Genomic DNA, 24,841 nt, shown 5'->3' with positions numbered 1-24,841 from the left:
TCCTGCGGCGGCGAGTTGTCCACGGGCCAAGACTAGTCGCTCGCACTGCTGCCCGAGTGAGCCCGGTCACGCAAGGCGGACCTGTCCGCGTGCACGCGATCGCCGGGTCCTACCCTGGATGGTGCTTCGCCGACGCAGCCGGATCACTGGAAACCTAAGGACCGCCCCCATGGCTCCCACGCCAGACTTCGAGTACAGCGACCTGCTCCCCCTGGGCGCTGACCCGACCCCGTACCGCAAGCTCACCTCCGAGGGCGTCTCCACCTTCGAGGCCGGCGGCCGCACCTTCCTCCAGGTCGAGCCCGAGGCGCTGCGCCTGCTCACCGCCGAGGCGATGCACGACATCTCGCACTACCTGCGCCCCGCGCACCTCGCCCAGCTGCGCCGCATCCTGGACGACCCGGAGGCCAGCCCCAACGACCGCTTCGTCGCGCTGGACCTGCTGAAGAACGTCAACATCTCGGCCGGCGGCATCCTGCCGATGTGCCAGGACACCGGCACCGCGATCGTCATGGGCAAGCGCGGCCAGAACGTGCTCACCTCCGGCGCCGACGAGTCCGCCATCGCGCGCGGCGTGTACGACGCGTACACCAAGCTCAACCTGCGCTACTCCCAGATGGCCCCGGTGACCATGTGGGACGAGAAGAACACCGGCAACAACCTGCCGGCCCAGATCGAGCTGTACGCCACCGACGGCGACGCGTACAAGTTCCTGTTCATGGCCAAGGGCGGCGGCTCCGCCAACAAGTCGTACCTGTACCAGGAGACGAAGGCCATCCTGAACGAGGCGAGCATGCTCTCGTTCCTGGAGCAGAAGATCCGCTCGCTCGGCACCGCCGCGTGCCCGCCGTACCACCTGGCCATCGTGATCGGCGGCACCAGCGCCGAGTTCGCGCTCAAGACCGCCAAGTACGCCTCGGCGCACTACCTCGACCACCTGCCGACCTCCGGCGACGCGAAGACCGGGCACGGCTTCCGCGACCTGGACCTGGAGCAGAAGGTCACCGAGCTGACCCAGAAGATCGGCATCGGCGCGCAGTTCGGCGGCAAGTACTTCTGCCACGACGTGCGCGTCGTGCGCCTGCCGCGCCACGGCGCCTCGCTGCCGGTCGCCATGGCCGTCTCCTGCTCCGCCGACCGCCAGGCGCTCGGCAAGATCACCGCCGAGGGCGTGTTCCTGGAGCAGCTGGAGACGGACCCGGCCAAGTACCTGCCGGACACCACCGACGAGCACCTGGACGACGACGTGGTGCGCGTCGACCTCGACCAGCCGATGTCCGCGATCCGCAGCGAGCTGTCCAAGTACCCGGTGAAGACCCGGCTCTCGCTCACCGGCACGCTCGTCGTCGCCCGCGACATCGCGCACGCCAAGATCAAGGAGCGCCTGGACGCCGGCGAGGGCATGCCCAAGTACCTCCAGGACCACCCGGTCTACTACGCGGGCCCGGCCAAGACCCCCGAGGGCTACGCCTCCGGCTCCTTCGGCCCCACCACGGCGGGCCGGATGGACTCCTACGTCGACCAGTTCCAGGCGGCCGGCGGCTCGATGGTCATGCTCGCCAAGGGCAACCGCAGCAAGCAGGTCACCGACGCGTGCGCCGCGCACGGCGGCTTCTACCTCGGCTCGATCGGCGGCCCGGCGGCCCGGCTCGCCCAGGACTGCATCAAGAAGGTCGAGGTCCTGGAGTACGCCGAGCTCGGCATGGAGGCCGTCTGGCGCATCGAGGTCGAGGACTTCCCGGCCTTCATCGTCGTCGACGACAAGGGCAACGACTTCTTCCGCGAGACCACCGAGGGCCCGCTGATCACCAACCTCCGGGTGCGCTCGAAGGAGTAGCCCTCCCCCGGTCCCACCCCACCGCCCCGGCCGCCTCCGCGCGCCCGGGGCGGTGGCGTTCGATACGGCGTGGCAGTCGGTACCGGAAACTTGTACCATCTCGGTACGGAGATCCGGTGCGCATCCGGTGCGAATCCAGGAGGCATGTCGATGGCGATCAGCGCGAGCGAGGCCCGCACACAGCTCTTCCCGTTGATCAAGAAGGTCAACGACGACCACGCCCCGATAAGGATCACCTCCAAGAGCGGGGACGCGGTCCTCATGTCGGCCGAGGACTACGACTCCTGGCAGGAGACCATCTACCTGCTGCGCTCCCCCGCCAACGCCCAGCGGCTCATGGAGGCCGTCTCCCGCGACAAGGCCGGCCACTCCGGCGTCACGAGGACCATGGAGGAACTGGACGCCCTGGCGGGTGAGGTGTGAGGAGCGTCCATTTCGACCCGGACGCCTGGGAGGACTTCCTGTTCTGGCTCGGATCGAACCGCAGGATGGCTCAGCGCATCACCCGCCTGATCGGCGAGATCCAGCGCGACCCCTTCGAGGGGATCGGGAAGCCCGAGCCGCTGAAGGGCGACCTGGCCGGCTACTGGTCGCGCCGGATCGACGACGAGCACCGCCTGGTGTACCGCGCCGACGAGAAGGAAGTGAAGATCCTCAAGGCCCGCTACCACTATCGGTAGCCATGGCCGGCAGGGCCCTGCTCACGCGTCGAAGTCGTACTCCAGCACGTAGGACGCGGCGTCGAGGATCATCTCGTTCAGCTCGACGACCTGGCCCTCGTCGGCGAAGGCGGTGCGGCAGATCAGGATCACCGGGGTGCCGGCGGTCAGGTCCAGGCGCACGCCCTCCTCGGCGCTCGGCATGCGCGAGCGCACCTCCTCGCGGAAGTGGACGGGCTTAGCGCCGATCTCGGCCAGGCGGGCGTAGGTGCCGCCCGGGCCGGTGTCCTCGCGGGTGATCGCCGTGCCGGCGACCAGGACCGCCGGGAGGTAGGACGTGGACAGCAGCACCGGCTTGCCGTCCAGGACGAAGCGGCGGTGGCGCACGCACATCGGCTCGCCCGGGTCGACGCCGAGGACGCGGGCCACGTGCTCCGGCGCGCCGCGCTCGGTGACCGACACCTGGTCGACGACGAGGGTGCGCCGGTCGATGTCCGCGGACCATATCGACCGCCCGGAGCCCCACTGGCCCTGCGCGAGCCGCTGGATCCCGTGCCGGCGCAGCGGGCGGAAGTCCCGCACGAACACCCCGGCGCCCCGGCGGGCCTCGGCGATGCCCTCGCTCTGCAGCACCCCGAGGGCCTGGCGGGCGGTCATCCGGGCGACGCCGTACTCGTCCATGAGGTCGTTCTCTCCCGGCAGCCGGTCGCCCGCGCGGTACTCGCCGGCGTCGATGGCCGCCCTGAGCGTGTCGGCGATCCGCTGGTACTTGGGCTGCTTGTCGCCACTGCTGCCGGTCATCGCCGCTCCCTCTCCCTCTCGGAAATCGTAGGCGCGCCCGCGGTCGCAAGTAAGCGGATACGACCGTTGACATCTCTAGAGATATTAGCTTCTCTAGAGATGCTGGGTAGTCGCCGAGCGTCACCACGGACGCGCGGACGGCGACCGCAGAGCAAGGGAGGGTTCGGTGAATCCCCGTCAGCGCAACGCCGCCGCCTACCGGCCGCACGCGGGTGACCGCGTCCTCGACCGCAGGACCGGGCGCACCGGCATCTACATGGACACCATCGGCGGCGAGCACTACCTGCGCCCCGAGTCCGGCGGCCGCGAATGGACCGCCGACCCGACCCACGTCACCCCGGCCCCCGCCCCGACCCCCGCCCCGGCCGACGACGGCCCGGACTCCGATCCGACCGGAAGACCCCGCCGCCCCGCCCGCGGCCGCTGCCGCCACCTCGGCGGGGAGCGCGCCGGCTAGCGGCACGGAACGAGATCGTCATTCGTTAAAATGGCGACAACCGCCATTGCCCTGCAAAATCCAGCAAAACGGCCATTCAAGACATCGCGGCGATTTCCCCCGAATCCGGAATTCCGGAAAGGGTCCGGGCCGCCACGAAACTCCCGGGGGAGAATTCGGGGCCGGCACCGCGAAGGAGGCCGACGGGCGGGATCCGACCACCGCCGCTCCCCCGAAAACGACGAACGCCCCGCACTCGCCAGTTGCGAACGCAGGGCGCGACCTTGACGTCCAGTCAGGGACGGCTGAAGATGACCCCGGCGAAGGCGCCGGTGGCCGTCACCACGGAACCGGCGGCCAGAAGGGCCGTCGACACCGCTACCACCGCAATACGACGAAGCTTGCTCATGACAACCTCGCTATCGAACTGATCGGCTCTGCCTGGGGGCCGGCGACCGGAATCCGGATCGCCGGGCGGTGCGCGCGGGGCCGTCGACAGTGCATGCCCGGCGCCTCACCAGGGGTGCGGCACCGGGCGGACGGCCCGGATCACTTACGGCCGGCTGTTGATGACACCGAGCGGGACGGTCTCGCCGGGCTTGCCCTGAGGGTGCTGCGGCTCCTCCACCTCGCCGCCGCCCATGAGCTCCTGGGGGTCGACGTGCTGCTCGTCCGCGGGCACTATGTACCCGGCCACGTTCGACGCGGCGTCGGCCACCGCCGCGTCGGCGGCGGGAGTCGCGGTGGCCACGGCGCCGGCGGGCTGGCCCGCGGCGGCGGCCCCGTTGGCGTTCGGCGCGGCCTGCGGCGTCACAGTGCTGGTGGGGTCATTCTCGGCCATGGGTTGGCTGCCTTTCAGGTCATTGAGGTCTGCTCGCGCCCGACTGACTCGACCAAGGCGCCGGGACAGTATCGTAGGAGCCGTTAAATGTCCTATAAACATCGCGCCGCCGGAGCCGCTCTCCGGTGTTTACAGCCGCCCGCCTAAGCTGATGCGACCACAGCGGGACCACCCAAGCGCCCCGCGCACCCGCCACAGGTCAATCGGGGGATTCATGGAGCCTCAGGAAACGCCGCACAGCAAGGCGCTGCGCTTCCAGGTGCTCGGCCCCATGCAGGCGTGGCGCGGCGAGCAGCCCCTGTCGCTGGGATCCCCCCAGCAGCAGGCCGTCCTGACCTCGCTGTTGCTCCAGCAGGGCCGCCCGGTCACGACGCAGGACCTGGTGGACGGCATCTGGGGCGAACGGCCCCCGCCGCAGGCCATCGCCGCGCTGCGGACGTACGTCTCGCGGCTGCGCACGGTCATCGAGCCGCACCGAGAGGTGCGCGCGCCGGCCGAGATCCTCGTCTCGGTGAGCGACGGGTACGCGCTGCGGATCTCCTCCGGGACGCTGGACCTCTCGGTCTTCGAAACCACCGTCACCGAGGCCGCCACCGCCCGGACCAAGGGGGACCCGGCCGAAGCACACCGGCTGCTCGTCTCCGCCCTGGCGCTGTGGAGAGGTCGGGCCCTGGCCGGCGTGCCGGGACCGTACGCCGACTCCCAGCGGCTGCGGCTGGCCGAGCGACACGTGTCGGTCTGGGAAGAGTGCTGCGCGGTCGCGCTGGAGATCGGCCTGCACACCGAGGTCGTCGCCGAGCTGAGCTCGCTGACGTCGGAACACCCGCTGCGGGAACGCCTGCGGGAGCTGCTGATGCTCGCGCTGTACCGCTGCGGGCGGCAGGCCGAGGCGCTCGGCGTCTACACCGACACGCGCAAGTTGCTGATCGACGAGCTCGGCGTCGAACCGGGTGCGGGGCTCTCCGCGATGCACGCCCGCATCCTGGCCGGTGACCCCGCCCTGACCCCGCCCACCGGCACCGGCCCCGCCGCCGTCCGGCACGACGCCACGACCAGCGTGCCGGCGCCGGCACAACTGCCCGCCGACGTATCGGACTTCAGCGGACGCGAAGGGCTGGTCAACGAGCTCCGCGCGGTGCTCCAGAGCGCCACCGGCCAGGCCGTCGTGGTGACGTCGCTGGCCGGCATCGGAGGGGTCGGCAAGACGACGCTCGCGGTGCACGTCGCCCACAGCGTGCGGGCCGAGTTCCCCGACGGCCAGCTGTACGTCGACCTGCGCGGCGCGGGCGCCTCACCGGCCGAACCCGCCGTCGTCCTGGGCGACTTCCTGCACGCCCTCGGCGTCACCGAGATCCCGGACTCGGTGGAGCAGCGCTCCGCCCTGTACCGCTCGCTGCTGGCGAACCGGCGGATGCTCATCCTGCTCGACAACGCCCAGGACGCGGACCAGCTGCGGCCGCTGATCCCCGGGGTGTCGGGCTGTGCGGTGCTGGCCACCAGCCGGTCGCGGCTCGCCGGGATCCCGGGTGCTCATCTGGTGGACGTCGAGGAACTGACGCCCGCCGAGGCCCTGGCGCTGTTCTCCGCCATCGTCGGCGAGCAGCGCGTCTCCTCCGAGCCGGACGCGGCCCTGGCGGTGGTCACCGCCTGCGGCTTCCTGCCCCTGGCCGTCCGCATCGCCGCGGCCCGGCTCGCCAGCCGGCCGCGCTGGAGCATCTCGGACCTCGCCCGGCGCTTAGCGGACCAACGGCGGCGGCTCGACGAGCTGCAGCTGGGCAACCTCGCGGTGGAAACGACGATCGGGCTCGGGTACGGCCAACTGCGCGCCGACGAGGCCCGTGCCTTCCGCCTGCTCTCCCTCGTGGACTCCCCCGACCTGCCGCTGGACGCCGTGGCGGCGCTCCTCGGCGAGGCCGAGGAGCGTGCCGAGGACCTGGCCGAGGCACTGGTCGAGGCGAACATGCTGGAGTGCTTCACGCCCGGGCGCTACCGCTACCACGACCTCCTGCGGCTCTACGCCCAGCGGCAGAACGAGAAGTCCGCGGACACGCAGGAGCAGCAGCAGGCGGTGCTCCGGCTGCTGGAGCACCTGCTGCCGACGCTGCGCACCGCCGCGCAGGCCATCGAGCCCGACGATCTGCTCTTCGAGACGCTGGAGGAGCTGAAGGCGCCGGGGCTCGGCCTGGCGACCGCCGCCGACGCCCAGCAGTGGCTGCGCGCCGAGACCGGCATGCTGCTGAGCACGCTCGAGGCGGCGCTGGGAGGCCCGCCGAACCTGCTGCGGCCCGCTCTGGACCTGCTGATCACGCTCAACAGCATCGTCGAGGACCCGACTCACGCCCCCAGGACCCGGCGTCTGCTGGAGATCGCCGACTCCAACGCCCAGTCGCACGGGGACACCCGGGCGCTCGCCCGGGTCCACCTGGCCTGGGGCACGCTGGAGTACTTCGCGAACAACTTCCTGGGCGCCGAGAACTCCCTGCGCGAGAGCCTGTCGCTCCAGCACCCGGACGACGTCACGGTCGTGCGCTCGATGGTCACCAACACCCTCGGGATCATCCTGAGCATCGCCAACCGGAGCGCCGAAGCCCTGCCGTTCTTCGAGCAGGCGCTCTCGATCAGCCACGTCGTCGGCGCACCGATCAGCGAGGCGCGGCTGCTCGGGAACATCGCCCGGGCCCAGCTCGACGTCGGGCGGACCGCGGAGGCCGTCGAGTCCGTCCACGCGGCGGTGGCGAACGCGCGCAGGTCGGCGAACGGGGCCTGCCTCGCGGACACGGTCTACCAGCTCGGCGTCGTACTGTCGTCGACGGGTGCGCCGGTGGAGGCCGTCTCGCACCTCCGGGAGGCGCACAAGCTGTACCAGGAGCAGCAGAACCGGCTCCGCGAGGGGTACACGCTGGCCCGCCTCTCGGAGAGCCTGCTGGCGATCGGACAGGCCGGCGAGGCGGCCGAGGCGGCCGGCGAATCGCTGGCGATCGCCCAGGAGATCGACGGCGCCTACTGCCAGGGCCTCGCCAACGCGGCGCTCGGCGAGGCGCTGCTGGCGCTCGCGCAGCCGGCCCGCGGGCTGGCGTGTCTGCGGGAGGCGCACGCGATGTTCACGCGGCTCGGTGTGCCGGAGGCCTCCCCCGTGGCGGACCTCATCTCCCAGCAGCACACCGAGCCTGCCTCTTCCTCACCCCCGGCGCCGTGAGGCCTCCACCCCGCAGCGGAGATCCTCCCCCGATTCGCGTTGCGTCGGCGCCCCCGCAGCCCCCCGGCTGCGGGAGCGCCCTCAACGCTTCCCCGGCGCTGGTCCCTACTGTGCACCGCGCCGATTGACGTTCGATAAACGTCCGATTGTCAGCCTGCGGAGCGGTGAAAACCGCAGGTCAGCACCCACGCCCCCGGCGCGCTGTGCGGCGTGCGGGGCCGGCGCGCACCACCCCGGCCCGCACCGTCGTGCTTCCGCAACACCGTCCACAACGGCCCAAGAACGACGAGTTGGCCGGAAAGGGGCCCCACGGCGGTGTGATCACGCATATTCTCAGATGCCAGTGCACACACAAGTGCCGGCCGGCGACGTGCCAGAGTTTCGGAATGCCCAGTTCTCAGCGTGCGGAGTGCAGTCCGTCAGTGTGATGCGGGGAGCGTGACGCACCGCCACCGGCAGCGGCCGGCCAGGCTGGCGGAGGCCAGGGTGGAAGGGTGCCTCTCTATCGTGACGACCGGACAGATATCGGACCCGTTCCCCGTCGGCGAGGACGCGGGTGACGACGAGCCCGACACCCGGCGGCGCCGGGCCGTACGGGCCTTGCAGGCGGTCGCCTTCGACACGATCGGCGCCGGGTACGGCGAGGCGTTCCCGGCCAAGGACGGACAGCTCGCGTGCGGCCGGCGGCTGCTGGCGGAGCTGGAGCCGGGCGCCCGGGTCCTGGACGTCGGCTGCGGCACCGGGGAGCCGACGGTCCGCCAGCTGACCGCGGGCGGGCTGCGGGTCACCGCGACGGACCTCTCGGACGTGATGCTCACGCTGGCCGCGCAGGCCCACCACCCGGGGGAGCACCCGCCCGTCTTCCACCGGATCGACCTCTACGACCTGGGCACCGAGCGCGCCGGGCGGGTCTGGAACGTGCCCGGGCTCGGGCCGGACGGCGTGGGCGGGTTCGCCGCCGTCACCGCGTTCTTCTCGCTGATCCTGCTGCCGCAGGACGAGATCCCGACCGTCCTCGGCCGGCTGCACGCGCTGCTGCGGCCGGGCGGGCTGCTGGCCCTCGGGATGGTCGAGGCCGATCTGGATCACGTTCCGCTTCCGTTCCTTGGCAGAGAGCTGCGGATCAGCGGGTATCTGCGGGAGGATCTGGAACGGGTTCTGGTCGCGTCCGGGTTCGCCGTAGAGGAGTGTTCGGGGCACCCGTACGCGCCGGCCAGTACCTCGCTGCCGCCGGAGGAGCAACTGTTCCTCTGCTGCCGACGCGTCGGCTGACCGCCCGGCGGCGGCTCCCGAGCACGCCGACAGCCGCGACAGCGGAAGAGACCAGCAAGCAGCACACCCCCAGAGCCCACCCCGAGCCCAGGACAGGCAGCCGTGCGCGACCAGCTCAACACCGAGGCCGGACAGCCGCCTGCGCTCCCCCAGCCGCGCAGCGAACCCGCGGCGGCCGGGCGCGACGACGTCGCCGGGCGCCTCGGCTGGCTCGACTCGGCGACCCGGCGGATCAACAGCGCCCTCGACCTCGCCGCGACGCTGCGCAACGTCGGCCGGGTGCTGGTCCCGGCCCTCGCCGACGCCGCCGTCGTCCACCTGCGCGACCCGCTGCCCAACGTCGAGCGCGAACCCGGCTTCCCCGACGAACTGCGGATCCACTACAGCACCGGCACCCGGATCGGGCGCCGCGGCCGCCCCAGCGGCGCGGAGGACCGCCGGCGCACCCGCTGGGGCACCCGCTCGAACGCCGACGGCGGGCCCGCCACCCCGGTGACCCGCGGCGGCGCCCTCGCGCACGCCCTGCTCAGCCGCCGCCCCGCCGAGGCCGCCGTGATCGGCACGCCCGCCGCCGAGCGCACCGAGACGCTGCTGCGCGAGCTGTACGGCACCCGCGGGCTGGCCCGGCTCGGCGCGGGCACGTCCGTCCTCGCGCTGCCGCTGCGCGGGCGCAAGGCGGTGCTCGGTCTGCTCGTGCTGATCCGCCGGCCCCCCGAACGCACCGGCCGCCCGGCGTTCGACGCCGCCGACACCGCGACCGCCGCGCACCTCGCGACCCAGGCCGGGCTGGCCGTCGACACCGCCCTGCGGTACGCCCGCGAGTGGGAGATAGCCAACGAACTCCAGCGCAGCATGCTGCCGTTGCGCCTCCCGCAGCCGCACGGCGTGCGCCTCGCCCAGCGCTACCTGCCCGGCGAGCGCGGCGCCCAGGTCGGCGGCGACTGGTACGACGCGGTGCCGCTGCCCGGCAACCGGGTCGCCCTGATCGTCGGCGACGTGATGGGCCACTCGCTCACCTCGGCCGCCATCATGGGCCAGCTCCGCACCAGCGCGCAGACCCTGGCCGCGCTCGACCTGCCGCCCCACGAGGTGCTCTACCACCTGGACGAACAGGCCCAGCGGCTCGGCCGCGAACAGCACCTGGCCACCTGCGTCTACGCGGTGTACGACCCGATCGCCAACCGCGTGGTGATCGCCAACGCCGGGCACGTCCCGCCGGTGCTCGTACGGCCGGACGGAACGGCCGAACTGGTCGAGCTCGACTCCGGGGCGCCGATCGGCGTCGGTGGGGTCGACTTCAACTCCGTCGAACTGCCCGCCCCGCCCGGCTCGGCCCTGCTGCTGTTCACCGACGGCCTGGTCGAGACCCGCAGCCGCCCGCTCAGCGACGGCCTCGAACTGCTCCGCGCCAAGATCGCCGGCTCCACCTGGCACGCCCCCGAGCAGCTGTGCCAGGAGGCGCTGCGGATCCTGCCGCCGGGCGACCGCGGCGACGACATCGCCCTGCTCGGCGCCTGCTTCGACGGCATCCCGGCCGGGGACGTCGCGCACTGGTACCTCCAGCCGCGCAACGAGACGCCGGGCCGGGCCCGCCGGCTGGCCGCGCACACGCTGCGCCGCTGGGGCCTGGGCGAGCTCAGCGAGGCGACCGAACTGATGGTCAGCGAGCTCGTCACCAACGCCGTCCAGCACGCGACCCGTCCGGTCACCCTGAGCCTGGTGCGCACCACCCGGCTGCGCTGCGAGGTCGGCGACGACAGCCCGCTGCTGCCCCGCCCGCGCCGGACCGGCCCCGAGGACGAGCGGGGGCGCGGGCTGCAGATCGTGGCCCGCTGCGCCGACCGCTGGGGCGCGACCCGGCTGGGCACCGGCAAGGTGGTCTGGTTCGAGCAGCGGCTGCCGCAGTGACGACCGTGCCGACGGCCGGGCCCGGCGGGAAGTGATCCCGCCGGGCCCGGCTCGTGGGGCCGGTCAGACCCCGGCCGGTTCCTTCGCCGCCCCGGACACCCGCTCCCGGTCCAGACGGGCGATCAGCTGCTCGCCCTCCATGTCCACCCGCGGCACGACCTTCTCCAGCCGCTTCGGGAACCACCACGCGGCCTCGCCGAACAGCGCCATCGCGGCCGGCACCAGCGCCATCCGCACGACGAAGGCGTCCACCAGCACGCCCACCGCGAGGGCGAAGCCGATCGGCTGGACGATCGGGTCGTGGCCGAAGACGAACGAGCCGAACACCGCCACCATGATCAGCGCGGCTGCCGTCACCACCCGGGCGCCGCCCCGCACCCCGGCCACCACGGCCTCGCGCGGCGCCGCGCCGTGGACGTGCTGCTCCTTCATCCCGGAGACCAGGAACAGCTCGTAGTCCATCGCCAGCCCGAACAGCACCCCGATCAGCAGGATCGGCACGAAGCTCACCACCGGGCCGACCTTCGGCACGTCGATCAGGCCGTCCAGCCAGCCCCACTGGTAGACCGCGACCACCGCGCCGAGCGAGGCGGTGATGCTGAGCAGGAACCCGGCCACCGCCTTGAGCGGGACGAGCACCGAGCGGAACGCCAGCGCCAGCAGCACCATCGCGATGCCGACGATGACCGCGAGGAAGGGCGGCAGCGCCTGGCCGAGCTTGGTGGAGACGTCGATGTTGGCGGCCGTGGTGCCGGTGACGGCGATGCCGGCGCCGGTCGAGGCCTTCAACTCCGCGCGCTGGTCGCGGATCTCGTTGACGAGCGACTTGGTGGCCTCGTCGTCGGGCCCGGTCCGCGGGATGACGGTCAGCAGGGCCGTCCCACTGGCCGGGTCGACGGCCGGCGGCAGCAGCGTCTGCACGCCCTTCAGCGTCTGCAGCTGCGCCGCCACGCCCTGCACGGCCCGCTCGGGCTGCGGCGTGCCCTTCGCGTCCACCACGACGACGAGCGGCGCGTTGAACCCGGGCCCGAAGCCCTCGCTCACCAGGTCGTACGCCTTGCGCGCGTCCGTCCCCGCGGCCTGTGAACCGCCGCCCGGCAGGCCGAGGCCGAGGCTCGCGGCGGGCACCGCGAGGGCGCCGAGCCCGGCCAGGCCGACGAGCAGGACGGGCAGCGGGCGGCGCACGACGAAAGCGGCCCAGCGCTCGCCCATCGTGGTCGTGCCGCCGGTGCGCATGGCCCGCCGCCAGACCGGCAGCCGGTCGATCCGGCGGCCGACGAAGCCGAGCAGCGCGGGCAGCAGCGTGATCGCCACCAGGACGGCCACGACGACGGCGCCGGAGGCGGCGAGGCCCATCACGGTGAGGAACGGGACGCCCGCGACGGCGAGCCCGGCGAGCGCCACGACGACGGTCAGGCCCGCGAACACGACGGCGCTGCCCGCGGTCGCGGTGGCGCGGGCCGCGGCCTCCTCGGGCGTCAGGCCCTCGTCCAGGTGGCGGCGGTGGCGGGAGAGGATGAACAGCGCGTAGTCGATCCCGACCGCGAGCCCGACCATGAGCGCCAGCACCGGCGCGGTGGTGATGATCTCGAACGAGCCGGTGAGTGCGAGCAGTCCGGCCATCGCGGCACCGACGCCGACCAGCGCGGTGAGCAGCGGCAGTCCGGCGGCGACCAGCGAGCCGAGGGTGATCACCAGCACCACCCCGGCCACCGCGAGGCCGATCGCCTCGCCGCCGTCGACCTGGGCCATCCGGTTGTACGCGTCGCCGCCGAAGGCGACGTCCAGCCCGGCCGCGCGGGCCGGTTCGGCGGCCGCCCTGACCGCGTCGCGCTGCTGGTCGGTGATGTCGCCGAGCTTGCGGTCGAAGGAGACCAGCGCGATCGCGACCTTGCCGTCCGGCGAGACCGCGCCGGTGGCGTACGGGTCGGGCGCGGCGGCCACGCCCGGGACGGCGGCGATCCGGTGGACGGCCTCGCTCACCGCGCGGCCCGCGTCCGGCGCCTTGACGCCGTCGGCCGCCGGGGCGGCGAAGACGATCTGCGCGGAGCCGTGGCCCTGCTGCGGGAAGGCGTCCTTGATCCGGTCGAGGGTCGCCTGCGCCTCGGTGCCGGGGACCTTGAACTCGTTGCTCGTCTTGCCCGCGAACGCCCCGGCGGCCCCGCCGACGGCGATCAGCACGGCGATCCAGACGGCCAGGACGGCCCGCCTGCGCCGGAAGCAGGAGCGGCCCAATCGGTACAGGTACGTGGCCATGGCTGACCCTTCGGTCCGGTCGTCGGGCAGGCGGGTGCCTGACCAGGTCTCGGATCCACCGTACGCTCGACTTTGTCGGATGACAAAGTCGAGCGACACGAGCAATCAACGGAATCGTTCGACACAGTTGTCCGACCATGGCGATACCCTGGCTGGATGGCACACGTCCCCGCCGCAGAACGGCGGCCCCAGCTGGTGCAGGCCGCCCTCGACCTGATGAGCCGCGAGGGCATCGCGGCCGGCAGCACCCGGGCGATCGCGGCCGAGCTCGGCGTGGCCCAGGCGACGGTGCACTACACCTTCGGTACCAAGAAGGACCTCTACCGGGCCGTCGTCGAGCAGCTGACCGCCGACTTCATCGGCCAGGTCCGGGCGGCCTCCCCCGGCGACGGCCCGTTCGGCGAGCAGGTCCGCACGCTCGTGCACGCGCTCTGGGACGCCGCCACCGGCGAGGAGGGGCGCTGCGTGCTGCTCAGCGAGTTCGGCGCGCTGGCGATGCGCGACGCCGACCTGCAGGAGATCATGCTCGCGCTCCAGCGCGAGGTCGAGGGCACGGCGACCGAGATGCTCACCGCCCTCGCGGCGGCGCACGGGCTGACCCTGCCGATGCCGGCGCGCGAGATCGCCGTCCACTTCCTCAGCGGCTTCGACGGCCTGACGGCGCGCTACCTCGCGCTGGGCGCCGACCCCGCCGCCGGGCCGGACGCGGACACCGTGCGGGCGCTCGACCTGCTGGTGGCGACGACGGTCGGGCTGTGCCTGGCGGCGCCGGCGGAGGTCCCGTAGGCACGCCCTACTCGACGATCCGGACCGGGAGTTCGGCGAGGACCTCGCGCAGCGAGGCGGCGAAGCGGTCGTACTCGGCACTGCGGGCCGAGCCCGGGCGGGTGGCCAGGCCGATGCGCCGGCCGGGCGCGGGGGCGGCGAAGCGGACGGCGGCGAGCCGGTCGGCGCGGCCGGCCTCGACGTCCAGGGCGGTCGCGGGCAGCAGCGTCACCCCGAGGCCCCCGGCGACGAGTTGGACCAGGGTGGACAGGCCGGCCGCCCGGGTGGTCGACCCGGCCGGGTCGGCGCCGACCTCGCGGCAGATGTCGAGGGCCTGGTCGCGCAGGCAGTGGCCCTCCTCCAGCAGGAGCACGTCCAGGTCGAGCAGCACGTCGCGCGGGACGTCGATCCGCCCGGCGAGCGGGTGCCCGGGCGGGGTCAGCAGCACGAAGTCCTCGTCGAACAGCGGGATGTCCCGGGTCGGCGAGGCGCCGCCGGACGGGAGCGCGAGCAGCAGGACGTCCAGCCGCCCGGCGGCCAGCCCCTCCAGCAGCGAGGGCGTGCGCTCCTCGTGGACGTGCAGTTCCAGCTCCGGGTAGCGGACGCGGACCAGCCGTAGGACGGCGGGCAGCAGGTAGGGCGCGACGGTCGGGATGACGCCGAGGTGCAGCGGCCCGGTGAACGGGCGGCGCGCGGCCTCGACCTCCTCGGTGAGCGCCTGGAGCGACGCGAGCACCCGGCGGGCGTGCGCGTGCACCCGCTCCCCCAGTGGTGTCACGATCACCTTGCGCGTCGTACGCTCGACGAGCTGGGCACCCAGCGACTCCTCCAGTGCCGCGACCGCTCCGGAGAGCGCGGGCTGGCTGGTGCCGGTGGCGGCGGCCGCCTCACGGAAGTGCCGGTGCTCGGCGACCGCGACGAATGCCCTGAGCTGGGCGAGCGTGGGCGTGCGGGGGCTGCGGGCGGGGCCGGAGGCGCCGACGGACTGGGTATTGATAACTTTCTCCGATCAGACACATCGAGTATAGCTATTTCCCTGATCAGTCCACGATGTGGAATCGTGGAGGCCTGTCCGCAATCCGGACAACTCCCCGCAGTCTCACTTCAGGAGAAGCGAACGTGCTCACGATCGGTGACAAGTTCCCCGAGTTCGACCTCAAGGCCTGTGTCGACCTCGACGCCGCGAACGCCTTCGCCGACATCAACCACAAGTCCTACGAGGGCAAGTGGAAGATCGTCTTCTTCTGGCCGATGGACTTCACCTTCGTCTGCCCGACCGAGATCGCCGCGTTCGGCAAGCTGAACGACGAGTTCGCCGACCGCGACGCCCAGATCCTGGGTGTCTCGGGCGACTCCGAGTTCGTGCACCACGCCTGGCGCAAGGACCACAAGGACCTGCGCGACCTGCCCTTCCCGATGCTGGCCGACGTCAAGCACGAGCTGATGCAGGCCTGCGGCGTCGAGGCCGCCGACGGCACCGCCCAGCGCGCGGTGTTCATCGTCGACCCGAACAACGAGATCCAGTTCGTCATGGTGACCGCCGGCTCCGTCGGCCGTAACCCGAAGGAGGTCCTGCGCGTGCTGGACGCCCTGCAGACCGACGAGCTGTGCCCCTGCAACTGGACCAAGGGCGAGGACACCCTCGACGCCCAGGCCCTGCTGGCGGGCTGACCCGTGGCCCTCGACGACCTGAAGTCCGCCCTCCCGGAGTACGCCAAGGACCTCAAGCTCAACCTGGGCTCGGTCATCGGCAACTCCGACCTCCCCGCCCAGCAGCTGTGGGGCACCGTCCTCTCCTGCGCGATGGCCACCCGCAGCCCCGCCGTGCTGCGCGCGCTGGAGCCCGAGGCCAAGGCCAACCTCTCCCCGGAGGCGTACAACGCCGCCAAGGGCGCCGCGGCCGTCATGGGGATGAACAACGTCTACTACCGGACGCTGCACCTGCTCTCCGACAAGGAGTACAGCAGCATGCGGGCCGGTCTGCGGATGAACATCATCGGCACTCCGGGCGTCGAGAAGGTCGACTTCGAGCTCTGGTGCTTCGCCGTCTCGGCCATCAACGGCTGCGGCCAGTGCCTCGACTCGCACGAGGCCGTGCTGCGCAAGGCCGGCGTCGAGCGCGAGGTCGTCCAGGCCTCGATGAAGATCGCCGCCGTGCTCCAGGCCGTGGCCGGCGTCCTCGACTCCGAGGCCGCCCTCGCCGCCGTCGACGCCTGACGGACACGCGCGTACCCGAAGGGCCCCGCCGGACAGCCGTCCGGCGGGGCCCTTCCGTCGTCCCGGTCGACGCGTTCGCCTCGGTCGACTCGTTCGCCTCGGTCGACTCAGTCGACTCAGTCGACTCAGTCGGCGACCGGCGCCGGGGCGGGAGCGGGAGCGGGAGCGGGAGCGGGAGCGGCGGCCGGGGTCGCGGCGGTGCGCCCGGCGGCCTCGCGGGCGTTCTCCAGCGCGGTGAACACGGCCTGCCCGGCCTCGTTGCGCTTGCGCAGGTGGGTCACGACGGTGTTGGTGACGGCGATCAGCGGGACGGCCACGACCGCACCGCCGATGCCGCCGATGATGCCGCCCGCCGCGACGCCGAGCACGACGCCCAGCGGGTGGACCCGCACCGCGCGCCCGAGGATGAGCGGCTGGAGCACGTGGCTCTCGATCTGCATCACCGCGACGAGCACGACCAGCACCATCAGCGCCGTCCACGGGCCCTGCGTGACCAGCGCGATCAGGACCGCGGCGGTGCCGGTGACGAGCGCGCCGACCAGCGGCACGAAGGCGCCCAGGAAGATGATCACGGCCAGCGGCATCGCCATCGGCACGCCCAGCAGGTCGATCCCGATGCCGATGCAGACCGCGTCGATGAACGCCACGCACACGGTGCCGCGCACGTACGCGGTCAGCGTCGTCCACGCCTTCGGCCCGGCCCCGGCCATCGCGAAGCGGGAGTGCCGGGGCAGCCCGCGCAGCGCCCAGTTCCAGATCTTCTGGCCGTCGTAGATGAAGAAGAACGTGGTGAAGAAGGTCATCAGCACCGCGGTCAGCACCTCGACGGCGATCTGCGCGGTGGTGAGCGAGGCCGAGGTGATCTGGTCCGTGTTGGTGGTGATCGCCTTGGTGATCTGGTTGGCGAAGTCGGTGATCTGCTGCTGGGTCAGGTGCAGCGGGCCGTCGATCAGCCAGTCCCGCAGCTGGATGACGCCCTTCTGGACCTGGCTGGTGACGTCCGACAGGTTCGTGCTGACCTGCCAGACCACGAACCAGCCGACCAGCCCTATCCCGGCCAGGCCGCTCAGGAACACCCCGACGGCGGCGAGCGAGCGCGGCACGCCGTGACGGCGCAGCCAGGAGACCGAGGGCTCCAGCAGCGCCGAGATCAGCAGCGAGGCCAGCACCGAGAAGGCGACCAGCCGCAGCATGTCGACGACGTAGAAGACGACGTAGAGCGCGGCGCCGAGGAGCAGCAGCCGCCAGGTGGACTCGGCGGCGACCCGCAGGCCCCACGGCACGGCCTCGACGGGCGTCGCGGGCCGGCCCGGGTGGTACTCCCGGGGGTGCGCGCCCTGGGCGCCCGGCGCGACCGGCGCGGGCGCGGCCGGTTCCACCGGAGCGGGCGGCGCCTCCACGACGGGGGCGGAGTCGGTGCGCGGGACGGGCAGCGACCCGGCCGTGTCGACCGGGGTCGGTGCGGTCACGGCGGCGGGCGGGTCGGTCCGCTCGGCGTCCGGGAGGGCGCCCGGCAGCGCGACGGCGTCGTGCGGATCGGCCGTCATCGCGGCACGCCGGCGCCGTTCGATCACAGCGGCCGCGCTCGCCACCACGGCCATGCCCTTGGCCACGGCCTTGAAGGCCTTCCCGCCCCGCGCCATCCTCGCTACCACCGCTCCCGTGCCGGTCCGCCGTCACCCGGCGGTACGCCGTGCGTCGCGCCACGGCCGTCAGGGATGACGCTACCCGCCCGGGGCGGAACGAGTCCGGCCGCCCGGCGGGTTCGGCCCGGCCGACCCCGGTTCGAACGCACCGGCCCGGCGCGCGAACGCCCGCAAAAGGGGACGGAACGTGAGGTTTCGGATGCACGACGCTGGGGAGGAGTGGGAGCGAGACCCCGAAGCCGGAGCGGCCCCCAGCCATCCGCCGGCGGACCGGCCGGTGCGGGAAGCAAAACCAGGACCCCTTCCCGCGCCCCGCGTCCGCACCCAGGACCGCACCGCCCGTGAGCGCGTTGGTCAGCGCGGCCGGGCGGCGCGGCCCGCCCGCCCCGGCGGGGTCGCCGACGACACGGCCCCCGGGCGCTCAGCGGGTGAGCGGCCGGGGGCCGTGGCCTTGCGTGGAGTCCGCCGGGGCGGGGTGGCTCCTAGTACCAGCTGTGGGCCTGCCAGAACGACCAGGCGCCACAGGGGCTGCCGTAGCGGCTGTTCATGTAGCTGAGGCCCCACTGGATCTGGGTCGCCGGGTTGGTGCGCCAGTCGGCACCGGCCGAGGCCATCTTGGAGCCGGGCAGCGCCTGGACCAGGCCGTAGGCGCCGGAGCTCTTGTTGGTCGCGGTGTAGTCCCAGCCGCTCTCGCGCTTCACGATCTGGCTGAAGCACTGGAACTGGGTGTCGTTGCCGACGATCTGCCGCGCGGTGTCCTGCACCGAGCCCGGGCTGACCGAGACCGGCGGGGCGCTGTTGTCCGTGGCGGCCAGGGCCGAGCGGGCCTTGGAGCGGTTGGCGGCCTCGTCGGCCTGGCGCTTCGCCTGGGCGTCCGCGGCCGCCTTGGCGGCGGCGTCGGCCTTGGCCTGCGCGTCGGCCTTCGCCTGGGCGTCGGCGGCGGCCTTCTGGCGCGCGGCCTCCTCGGCGGCCTTCTGCTCCGCGGCGGCCTTGGCGGCAGCCTCGGCAGAGGCCTGCTGAGAGGACGCCTGCTGGCCGATGTTGTCACTGATGATCTGCGCCTGGGCGCCAGAGGGGACTTCGGCAAGCAAGGTCGCGCCGGCGACGTCGACCGTCTGCGTGGTCTTGCCCTCGCTGCCCGAGGCCACACCCACGACGGCACCGACGGCGGTGACGGCGGTGGCGGAGGCCACAGCAACTCCCCGGACCGAGATCCGAGTCACATGGTTTCCTTCCAGCATCGCCCACGCGTGACCGTGCGGACGCAACATGCCCCTTGGCACGGACCTCCGCAGGTGCTCTGGTCACGGGAGGTGCTGGCCCGGCGTCCGGCCGAGGTGAGGCGACCGGGCGTTGAGATCGGGCGGCGTACGGCTCGTCGGTTTTCAATTGTGCGTCCACCGAACGGAGTTGGCGGACCTTCCGGGCCGGACTCCGGTTGCCCGGAAGCCCTGCCGCGCCGTACGCGGGGCCTGACAGAACCCTCACCATGCCGCACCGGGCACGTTCGACGCAATTCCCGCCCGCGTGGCGCATGTCACATTCACCGCACGGGAGTTCTCCGGACAGACAGGTACTCGACGTGATGAAACGGACGGGGCCCGCTCCATCAGGAGCGGGCCCCACGTGCGAAGTTGACCGAATTGTCCGACTATGTCCCGGTCAGTCGTGGATCACGGGTGGATGTCCTCCAGCATTTCCGTGACCAGAGCCGCGATCGGCGAACGCTCCGAGCGGGTGAGGGTGATGTGCGCGAACAGCGGATGCCCCTTCAGCTTCTCCACCACCGCCACCACGCCGTCGTACCGGCCCACCCGGAGGTTGTCCCGCTGGGCCACGTCGTGGGTGAGCACCACCCGCGAGCCCTGGCCGATCCGGGACAGCACCGTCAGCAGCACGTTCCGCTCCAGCGACTGCGCCTCGTCCACGATCACGAAGGCGTCGTGCAGCGAGCGCCCGCGGATGTGGGTGAGCGGCAGGACCTCCAGCATCCCCCGTGCGATGACCTCCTCGATCACGTCCGGAGTGGTGACGGCGGAGAGGGTGTCGAAGACCGCCTGCGCCCAGGGGCTCATCTTCTCCGTCTCGGACCCCGGCAGGTAGCCGAGTTCCTGCCCGCCGACCGCGTACAGCGGCCGGAAGACCATCACCTTGCGATGCTGCCTCCGCTCCAGCACCGCCTCCAGCCCCGCGCACAGCGCCAGCGCGGACTTGCCCGTACCGGCCCGGCCGCCCATCGAGACGATGCCGACGTCCGGGTCGAGCAGCAGGTCCAGCGCGACCCGCTGTTCGGCGCTGCGCCCGCGCAGGCCGAACGCCTCCCGCTCGCCGCGCACCAGCCGGACCCGGCCGTCGCCGGTCACCCGGCCGAGCGCGCGGCCGCGCTCCGAGGTGAGCACCAGTCCGGTGTGGACGGGCAGCTCGGCGGCCCCCTCGATGTCCACCGAGACGTCGTGGCCGGCCGCGAACAGCGCGTCCACGTCGTCGGCCGCGACGTGCAGCTCGGACATGCCCGTCCAGCCGGAGGTGATCGCGAGCTCGGCCCGGTACTCCTCGGCGAGCAGGCCCACCGAGCTGGCCTTGATCCGCAGCGGCAGGTCCTTGGACACGACGGTGACGTCGTAGCCCTCGGCCTGCAGGTTGCGGGCGACCGCGAGGATCCGGGTGTCCGCCTCGCCGCCCCCGGAGCGGTAGCCGGCCGGCAGTATCGACAGGTCGGAGTGGTTGAGCTCGACCCGGATCGTCCCGCCGAGCTCGCCGACCGGGATCGGCTCGTCGAGCCGGCCGTGGCGGATGCGGTAGTCGTCGAGAAGCCGCAGCGCCTGGCGGGCGAAGTAGCCCAGCTCGGGGTGGTGCCGCTTGGCTTCCAGCTCGGTGACGACGACCACCGGGAGGACGACCTCGTGCTCCTCGAAGCGGGTCATGGCGAGAGGGTCCGCCAGGAGCACGCTGGTGTCGAGAACGTACGTGCGCCGGTCTGGTGTCCGGCGGCTCTTGGAACTGACCACTAGGCCTCCAGAGCGGATGACCCTGCGTCATCCGCGGCAAGCCGGCCCCGCTGCCCCGGTGGCCCCGGGACCGGACTGATTGGAGTATTCCCAGGCGAGGGGCGGTGCATTCGCGTCCCCGGCGAACTGACGGATCATTGCCGGTGAACGTTTGGCCTCGCGCGGCGGCCGGGTAGGCCACCCCTACGGGGGGTCAGTCGGGAGCGGCGGGCGCTACAGGCCCAGGCGCCGGTTGCGCTGCTCGAACGCGCGCAGCGCCCGCAGGAAGTCGACCTTGCGGAAGGCCGGCCAGTACGCCTCGCAGAAGTAGAACTCGCTGTGCGCGCTCTGCCAGAGCAGGAATCCGGACAGCCGCTGCTCGCCCGAGGTGCGGATGATCAGGTCCGGGTCGGGCTGGTTGCGGGTGTAGAGGTGCTCGGCGATGTGCTCCGGGTCCAGGATCCCGGCCAGTTCCTCGATCGACGTGCCGCGCTCGGCGTGCTCCTGGAGCAGCGAGCGGACGGCGTCGGCGATCTCGTGCCGGCCGCCGTAGCCGACGGCGACGTTGACGGTGATGCCCTCGATCCCGGCGGTCTCCTCGGCGGCGCGCTTGAGCACGTCGGCGGTGTGCTGCGGGAGCAGGTCCAGCGCGCCGACCGGGTGCACCTTCCACCGGCGGGCGGCGGCGAGGCCCGTGACGGCGTCCTCGATGATCCCGAGCAGCGGGACGAGTTCGTCGGCGGGCCGGTCGAGGTTGTCGGTGGAGAGCATCCACAGGGTGACGACCTTGACGTGGGTCTCGTCGCACCAGCCGAGGAACTCGCTGATCTTGTCGGCGCCGCGCTGGTGGCCGTACGCGGTGGAGCCGCCGGCGGCCTTGGCCCAGCGGCGGTTGCCGTCGAGGATCACGCCGATGTGGTTGGGAGTGCGGGCGAGGTGGACCTCGACCCGGCGGCCGTAGAGCCCGTACGCACCGTGCAGCAGCGTGCGCAGCCCCGGCGTGCGTTCCACGACATCGCGCAGACCCATGTTTTCGGCCCCTCCGTACTCATTTCGGCGGGTGCGTCACCACCCCGGCGCAGCCTACTCCGGCGCGCAGGCGACCGGGAAAGCCGCAGGTAGCGGTCTGGTCACGGTCCTGTACGAAGTCTGTCGCGACGTGCATGTCGCGGGCCGCGGGCGGGGCCGGCGGCGACGGCTACGGAACGGTCTCCGGTTCCTTAAGGAATCCGTAAGCCGACGTTCCGGTGCTTGACGCCCGGCAATGGTCTAGTCCAGCTTTTGATCCGGGACGGAACGAGATCGACGCGACGGTCCCGGCCCCTCCCCCACCAGCATGACCGCGGACCTCCCCTCCCCCACACGCGGCCGCCGCGACCCCCACCGCGGCGGCCGCTCCTCCCCCAGGAGCGTCACCCCATGGCCCGTACGTCGAACCAGCCCGCGCACAAGCGCCGGCGCAGCCCCCTCCCGGCCGTCGCCGCCGGTGCGACCGCCCTCGCGCTGGCCGGCACCGGCCTCGCGCTCTTCGCCGGCGGCGCGAGCGCGGCCGTCGGAGAGCTCGTCACCAACGGCGGCTTCGAGAACGGGCTCGCCGGCTGGACCTGCACCGGCACCGCCGCCGCGGTCTCCGCCCCGGTCCACTCCGGCAGCGGCGCGCTCCAGGCCACCCCGGGACCGGCGGACACCGCCGAGTGCACCCAGACCGTCAGCGTGCTGCCCAACTCCAGCTACTCGCTGAGCGCGTGGGTCCAGGGCCCGTACGTCTACCTCGGCGCGCGCGGCACCGGCGCCACCGACCCGAGCGTGTGGTCGAACCAGACCGGCTGGAACCAGCTGGCCACCACCTTCACCACCGGCCCGAACGCCACCAGCATCACGCTGTACCTGCACGGCTGGTACGGCCAGGCCGCCTACCTCGCGGACGACGTGAGCCTGGCCGGCCCGGGCGGCACCCCGGCGCCGAGCCCGACCGCGACGGCCACCGCCACCCCGACCGCGACCCCGACCGCGACCCCGACGGCCACCGCGACCCCCACCGCGACGCCGACGCCGACCCGGACCCCCACCCCGACGGCCACGCCGACCCCCACGGCCACGCCGACCGCCACCGCGACCCCGACCGCCCCGCCGACCACGCCGCCGGCCACCGGGCTGCCCGCGCACGCCGTCACCGGCTACTGGCAGAACTTCGACAACGGCTCGACCCCGCAGCGCCTGGCCGACGTCCAGAGCGCCTACGACATCATCGCGGTCTCCTTCGCCGACGCCGTGCCCACCCGGACCGGCGCGATCAGCTTCACCCTCGACCCGGGCCTGTCCAAGGCCCTGGGCGGCTACACCGACGCGCAGTTCCGGGCCGACATCAAGGCCAAGCAGGCGGCCGGCAAGAAGGTCGTGCTGTCCATCGGCGGCCAGAACGGCGCGATCAGCGTCGGCGACGCGACGGCCGGCGCCGCCTTCGCCGACAGCGCCGCCGCGATCCTCAAGGACTACGGCTTCGACGGCGTCGACGTCGACCTGGAGAACGGCGTCCAGCCCGGCCCGCTCGGCGACGCGCTGCACGCCCTGCAGGCCAAGGCCGGCCCGGGCTTCGTCCTGACGATGGCGCCCGAGACGATCGGGATGTACAGCACCGCCGGTGCCTACTTCCAGCTGGCGCTCAACACGAAGGACATCCTGACCGTCGTCAACACCCAGTTCTACAACTCGGGCGGCATGAACGGCTGCGACGGCAAGGTCTACAACCAGGGCACGGTCGACTTCATCACCTCGCAGGTCTGCACCCACATCCAGGGCGGCCTGCGGCCCGACCAGGTCGGCATCGGCGTCCCCGCCTCCTCCAAGGCGGCCGGCGGCGGCTACGTCGACCCGTCGGTGGTGAACAACGCGCTCAACTGCCTGGCCACCGGCACCAACTGCGGCAGCTTCGTCCCGCCGGCCAAGTGGCCGACCATCCGCGGCGCGATGACCTGGTCCACCAACTGGGACGCCAACAACGGCAACGCGTTCTCCAACGCCGTCGGCCCGTTCGTCCACAAGATGCAGTGAGCACCGCCAGGACCTGATTCCCGCGACGCGCCGCTCCTTGAGGGTGGGGTGGGCGCGTCCGCGGCGGGGCCCGCAGTACCGCGACCGGTGCTGCGGGCCCCGTCCGTGCGTGCCGCGGCCGTGGGGGCTCCAGCCGTGCGGGCTCCGGCCGTGCGGGCTCCGGCCGTGCGTGCCGCGGCCGCTCAGCGCACCAGTACCGCGGACAACGTGCCGAGCAGCAGGAACGGGCCCACCGGGACCTCGAGTCCGCGCACCGGACGGCGGCGCGCCAGCGCGGCGACGGCCCTCAGCACCGCCCACAGGCCGGCCAGCAGGACGGTGAAGAACAGCCCGCTGAACGCCACGCCCCACCCGTACCAACCGAGCAGACCGCCCAGCGCGAACGCCAGCGGGGAGTCCCCCGGGCCCATCAGGCCCAGCCAGACCGGCAGTTCGAACAGGGCCCCGGCCGCGAGCGCCACCAGCAGGCAGCGCACCAGCACCCCCGGCCGGCCCTCGGCCACGGCGGACGCGACCAGCAGCACGGCCAGCCCGGCGGCCAGCGGGAGCGTCAGCCGGTACGGCAGCCGGCGCACCCGGCCGTCGACGAAGGCGAGCACCACGCCGAGCCCGGCCGCCCAGGCCAGCGCCGCGGCCGACGACCCGTCCGCCGCGAGCACCACCGCGACCGCGACGGCCGCGGCGGTGGCCTCGACCGTCCACGCGCCGGCGCCCAGCCGCTCCCGGCAGCGCGGGCAGCGCCCGGTCGGCGGCAGCAGCCGCGTCGGAGCCGCGCACGACGGGCAGGCCCGGCACCACGCCTCGCCCTCGGGCACGGCGAACCTGGCCACCAGGCCCCGCAGCAACGGAGCCACCAGAAAACCGGTCGGTACCGCCCCGGCGGCCGCTAGCATCACCGGCGCAACCCCCTCTCGCTCAGCGCCCACATGACAAGCGGGACGCCCGGCGGGCGGGGCCCACCGACCCACA

General features: G+C 72.8%; 20 protein-coding genes. 11 read left to right on the top strand and 9 right to left on the bottom strand.

The annotated features are described in order from the left end of the window. Positions 1 to 169: 169 nt before the first annotated feature. The 3 genes from ACFXDE_RS26460 to ACFXDE_RS26450 all read left to right on the top strand — a co-directional run bounded on the left by ACFXDE_RS26460 (position 170) and on the right by ACFXDE_RS26450 (position 2,517). Positions 170 to 1,837: a fumarate hydratase gene (locus ACFXDE_RS26460; RefSeq protein WP_380497225.1), complete on the top strand. Its 1,668-nt coding sequence runs from the start codon at positions 170 to 172 to the stop codon at positions 1,835 to 1,837. A 150-nt stretch (positions 1,838 to 1,987) separates the two neighbouring features. After that, entirely contained in the window at positions 1,988 to 2,260 is a 273-nt protein-coding gene (locus tag ACFXDE_RS26455) for a type II toxin-antitoxin system Phd/YefM family antitoxin (protein WP_380497224.1), read from the top strand. Next, entirely contained in the window at positions 2,257 to 2,517 is a 261-nt protein-coding gene (locus ACFXDE_RS26450; protein WP_380497223.1) for a Txe/YoeB family addiction module toxin, read from the top strand. The genes ACFXDE_RS26455 and ACFXDE_RS26450 overlap by 4 nt, the downstream gene beginning before the upstream one ends. 21 nt (positions 2,518 to 2,538) lie before the next feature. Here ACFXDE_RS26450 and ACFXDE_RS26445 read toward each other — a convergent pair whose 3' ends face one another. Further along, positions 2,539 to 3,297, bottom strand: a complete 759-nt coding sequence (locus ACFXDE_RS26445) for a GntR family transcriptional regulator (RefSeq protein ID WP_380441615.1) — start codon at positions 3,295 to 3,297, stop codon at positions 2,539 to 2,541. A 166-nt stretch (positions 3,298 to 3,463) separates the two neighbouring features. Here ACFXDE_RS26445 and ACFXDE_RS26440 point away from each other — a divergent pair, with 166 nt between their 5' ends. Continuing rightward, positions 3,464 to 3,754 (top strand): hypothetical protein, encoded by a 291-nt coding sequence (locus tag ACFXDE_RS26440; protein ID WP_380497221.1) that lies wholly within the window; start codon positions 3,464 to 3,466, stop codon positions 3,752 to 3,754. Positions 3,755 to 4,286: 532 nt separating this feature from the next. Here the strand turns inward: ACFXDE_RS26440 and ACFXDE_RS26435 are convergent. Beyond that, positions 4,287 to 4,574, bottom strand: a complete 288-nt coding sequence (locus ACFXDE_RS26435; RefSeq protein WP_380497220.1) for a hypothetical protein — start codon at positions 4,572 to 4,574, stop codon at positions 4,287 to 4,289. A 214-nt stretch (positions 4,575 to 4,788) separates the two neighbouring features. Between ACFXDE_RS26435 and ACFXDE_RS26430 the strand changes: the two genes are divergently transcribed. The 3 genes from ACFXDE_RS26430 (at position 4,789) to ACFXDE_RS26420 (ending at position 10,950) form a co-directional block, all read left to right on the top strand. Then, complete coding sequence (locus ACFXDE_RS26430) at positions 4,789 to 7,770, top strand: BTAD domain-containing putative transcriptional regulator (protein WP_380497219.1); 2,982 nt, start codon at positions 4,789 to 4,791, stop codon at positions 7,768 to 7,770. Between the two features lie 507 nt (positions 7,771 to 8,277). Next, positions 8,278 to 9,042, top strand: a complete 765-nt coding sequence (locus ACFXDE_RS26425; protein WP_380497218.1) for a class I SAM-dependent methyltransferase — start codon at positions 8,278 to 8,280, stop codon at positions 9,040 to 9,042. A gap of 102 nt (positions 9,043 to 9,144) precedes the next feature. Then, positions 9,145 to 10,950 carry a SpoIIE family protein phosphatase gene (locus tag ACFXDE_RS26420; protein ID WP_380441605.1) on the top strand — a complete coding sequence of 602 codons (1,806 nt, stop codon included), beginning with the start codon at positions 9,145 to 9,147 and terminating at the stop codon, positions 10,948 to 10,950. A 63-nt stretch (positions 10,951 to 11,013) separates the two neighbouring features. On the opposite strand, the gene ACFXDE_RS26415 is transcribed toward ACFXDE_RS26420, so the two are convergent. Further along, positions 11,014 to 13,206: an MMPL family transporter gene (locus ACFXDE_RS26415; protein WP_380497217.1), complete on the bottom strand. Its 2,193-nt coding sequence runs from the start codon at positions 13,204 to 13,206 to the stop codon at positions 11,014 to 11,016. A 156-nt stretch (positions 13,207 to 13,362) separates the two neighbouring features. Between ACFXDE_RS26415 and ACFXDE_RS26410 the strand changes: the two genes are divergently transcribed. After that, positions 13,363 to 13,992, top strand: coding sequence for a TetR/AcrR family transcriptional regulator (locus ACFXDE_RS26410; protein ID WP_380441601.1), 630 nt, complete (start codon positions 13,363 to 13,365; stop codon positions 13,990 to 13,992). Between the two features lie 7 nt (positions 13,993 to 13,999). Here the strand turns inward: ACFXDE_RS26410 and ACFXDE_RS26405 are convergent, their stop codons facing one another. Next, positions 14,000 to 14,968: a LysR substrate-binding domain-containing protein gene (locus ACFXDE_RS26405; protein WP_380497235.1), complete on the bottom strand. Its 969-nt coding sequence runs from the start codon at positions 14,966 to 14,968 to the stop codon at positions 14,000 to 14,002. Between the two features lie 122 nt (positions 14,969 to 15,090). Here ACFXDE_RS26405 and ACFXDE_RS26400 point away from each other — a divergent pair, with 122 nt between their 5' ends. Beyond that, positions 15,091 to 15,642: a peroxiredoxin gene (locus tag ACFXDE_RS26400; RefSeq protein ID WP_380441599.1), complete on the top strand. Its 552-nt coding sequence runs from the start codon at positions 15,091 to 15,093 to the stop codon at positions 15,640 to 15,642. Positions 15,643 to 15,645: 3 nt separating this feature from the next. Then, complete coding sequence (locus tag ACFXDE_RS26395; protein WP_380497216.1) at positions 15,646 to 16,188, top strand: alkyl hydroperoxide reductase; 543 nt, start codon at positions 15,646 to 15,648, stop codon at positions 16,186 to 16,188. Positions 16,189 to 16,313: 125 nt separating this feature from the next. On the opposite strand, the gene ACFXDE_RS26390 is transcribed toward ACFXDE_RS26395, so the two are convergent. The 4 genes from ACFXDE_RS26390 to ACFXDE_RS26375 form a co-directional block, all read right to left on the bottom strand. Further along, positions 16,314 to 17,831: an AI-2E family transporter gene (locus ACFXDE_RS26390; protein ID WP_380497215.1), complete on the bottom strand. Its 1,518-nt coding sequence runs from the start codon at positions 17,829 to 17,831 to the stop codon at positions 16,314 to 16,316. 485 nt (positions 17,832 to 18,316) lie between these two features. Then, positions 18,317 to 19,057, bottom strand: a complete 741-nt coding sequence (locus tag ACFXDE_RS26385; protein ID WP_380441593.1) for a transglycosylase SLT domain-containing protein — start codon at positions 19,055 to 19,057, stop codon at positions 18,317 to 18,319. A gap of 450 nt (positions 19,058 to 19,507) precedes the next feature. After that, positions 19,508 to 20,842: a PhoH family protein gene (locus ACFXDE_RS26380; protein WP_380441591.1), complete on the bottom strand. Its 1,335-nt coding sequence runs from the start codon at positions 20,840 to 20,842 to the stop codon at positions 19,508 to 19,510. Between the two features lie 213 nt (positions 20,843 to 21,055). Beyond that, complete coding sequence (locus tag ACFXDE_RS26375) at positions 21,056 to 21,850, bottom strand: isoprenyl transferase (protein ID WP_363656985.1); 795 nt, start codon at positions 21,848 to 21,850, stop codon at positions 21,056 to 21,058. Between the two features lie 390 nt (positions 21,851 to 22,240). Between ACFXDE_RS26375 and ACFXDE_RS26370 the strand changes: the two genes are divergently transcribed. Then, entirely contained in the window at positions 22,241 to 23,872 is a 1,632-nt protein-coding gene (locus ACFXDE_RS26370) for a chitinase (protein WP_380497213.1), read from the top strand. A gap of 182 nt (positions 23,873 to 24,054) precedes the next feature. Here the strand turns inward: ACFXDE_RS26370 and ACFXDE_RS26365 are convergent, their stop codons facing one another. Further along, the gene (locus ACFXDE_RS26365) at positions 24,055 to 24,726 is read right to left on the bottom strand and encodes a prepilin peptidase (RefSeq protein WP_380497212.1); all 672 of its coding nucleotides are present in this window, start codon (positions 24,724 to 24,726) and stop codon (positions 24,055 to 24,057) included. Positions 24,727 to 24,841 lie beyond the last annotated feature (115 nt).

Origin of the sequence: Kitasatospora sp. NPDC059408 (assembly GCF_042751525.1) — a bacterium.
Classification (GTDB): domain Bacteria; phylum Actinomycetota; class Actinomycetes; order Streptomycetales; family Streptomycetaceae; genus Kitasatospora.
The sequence above is the reverse complement of the archived record's forward strand: the minus strand, read 5'-3'. Positions and strand labels throughout refer to the sequence as shown.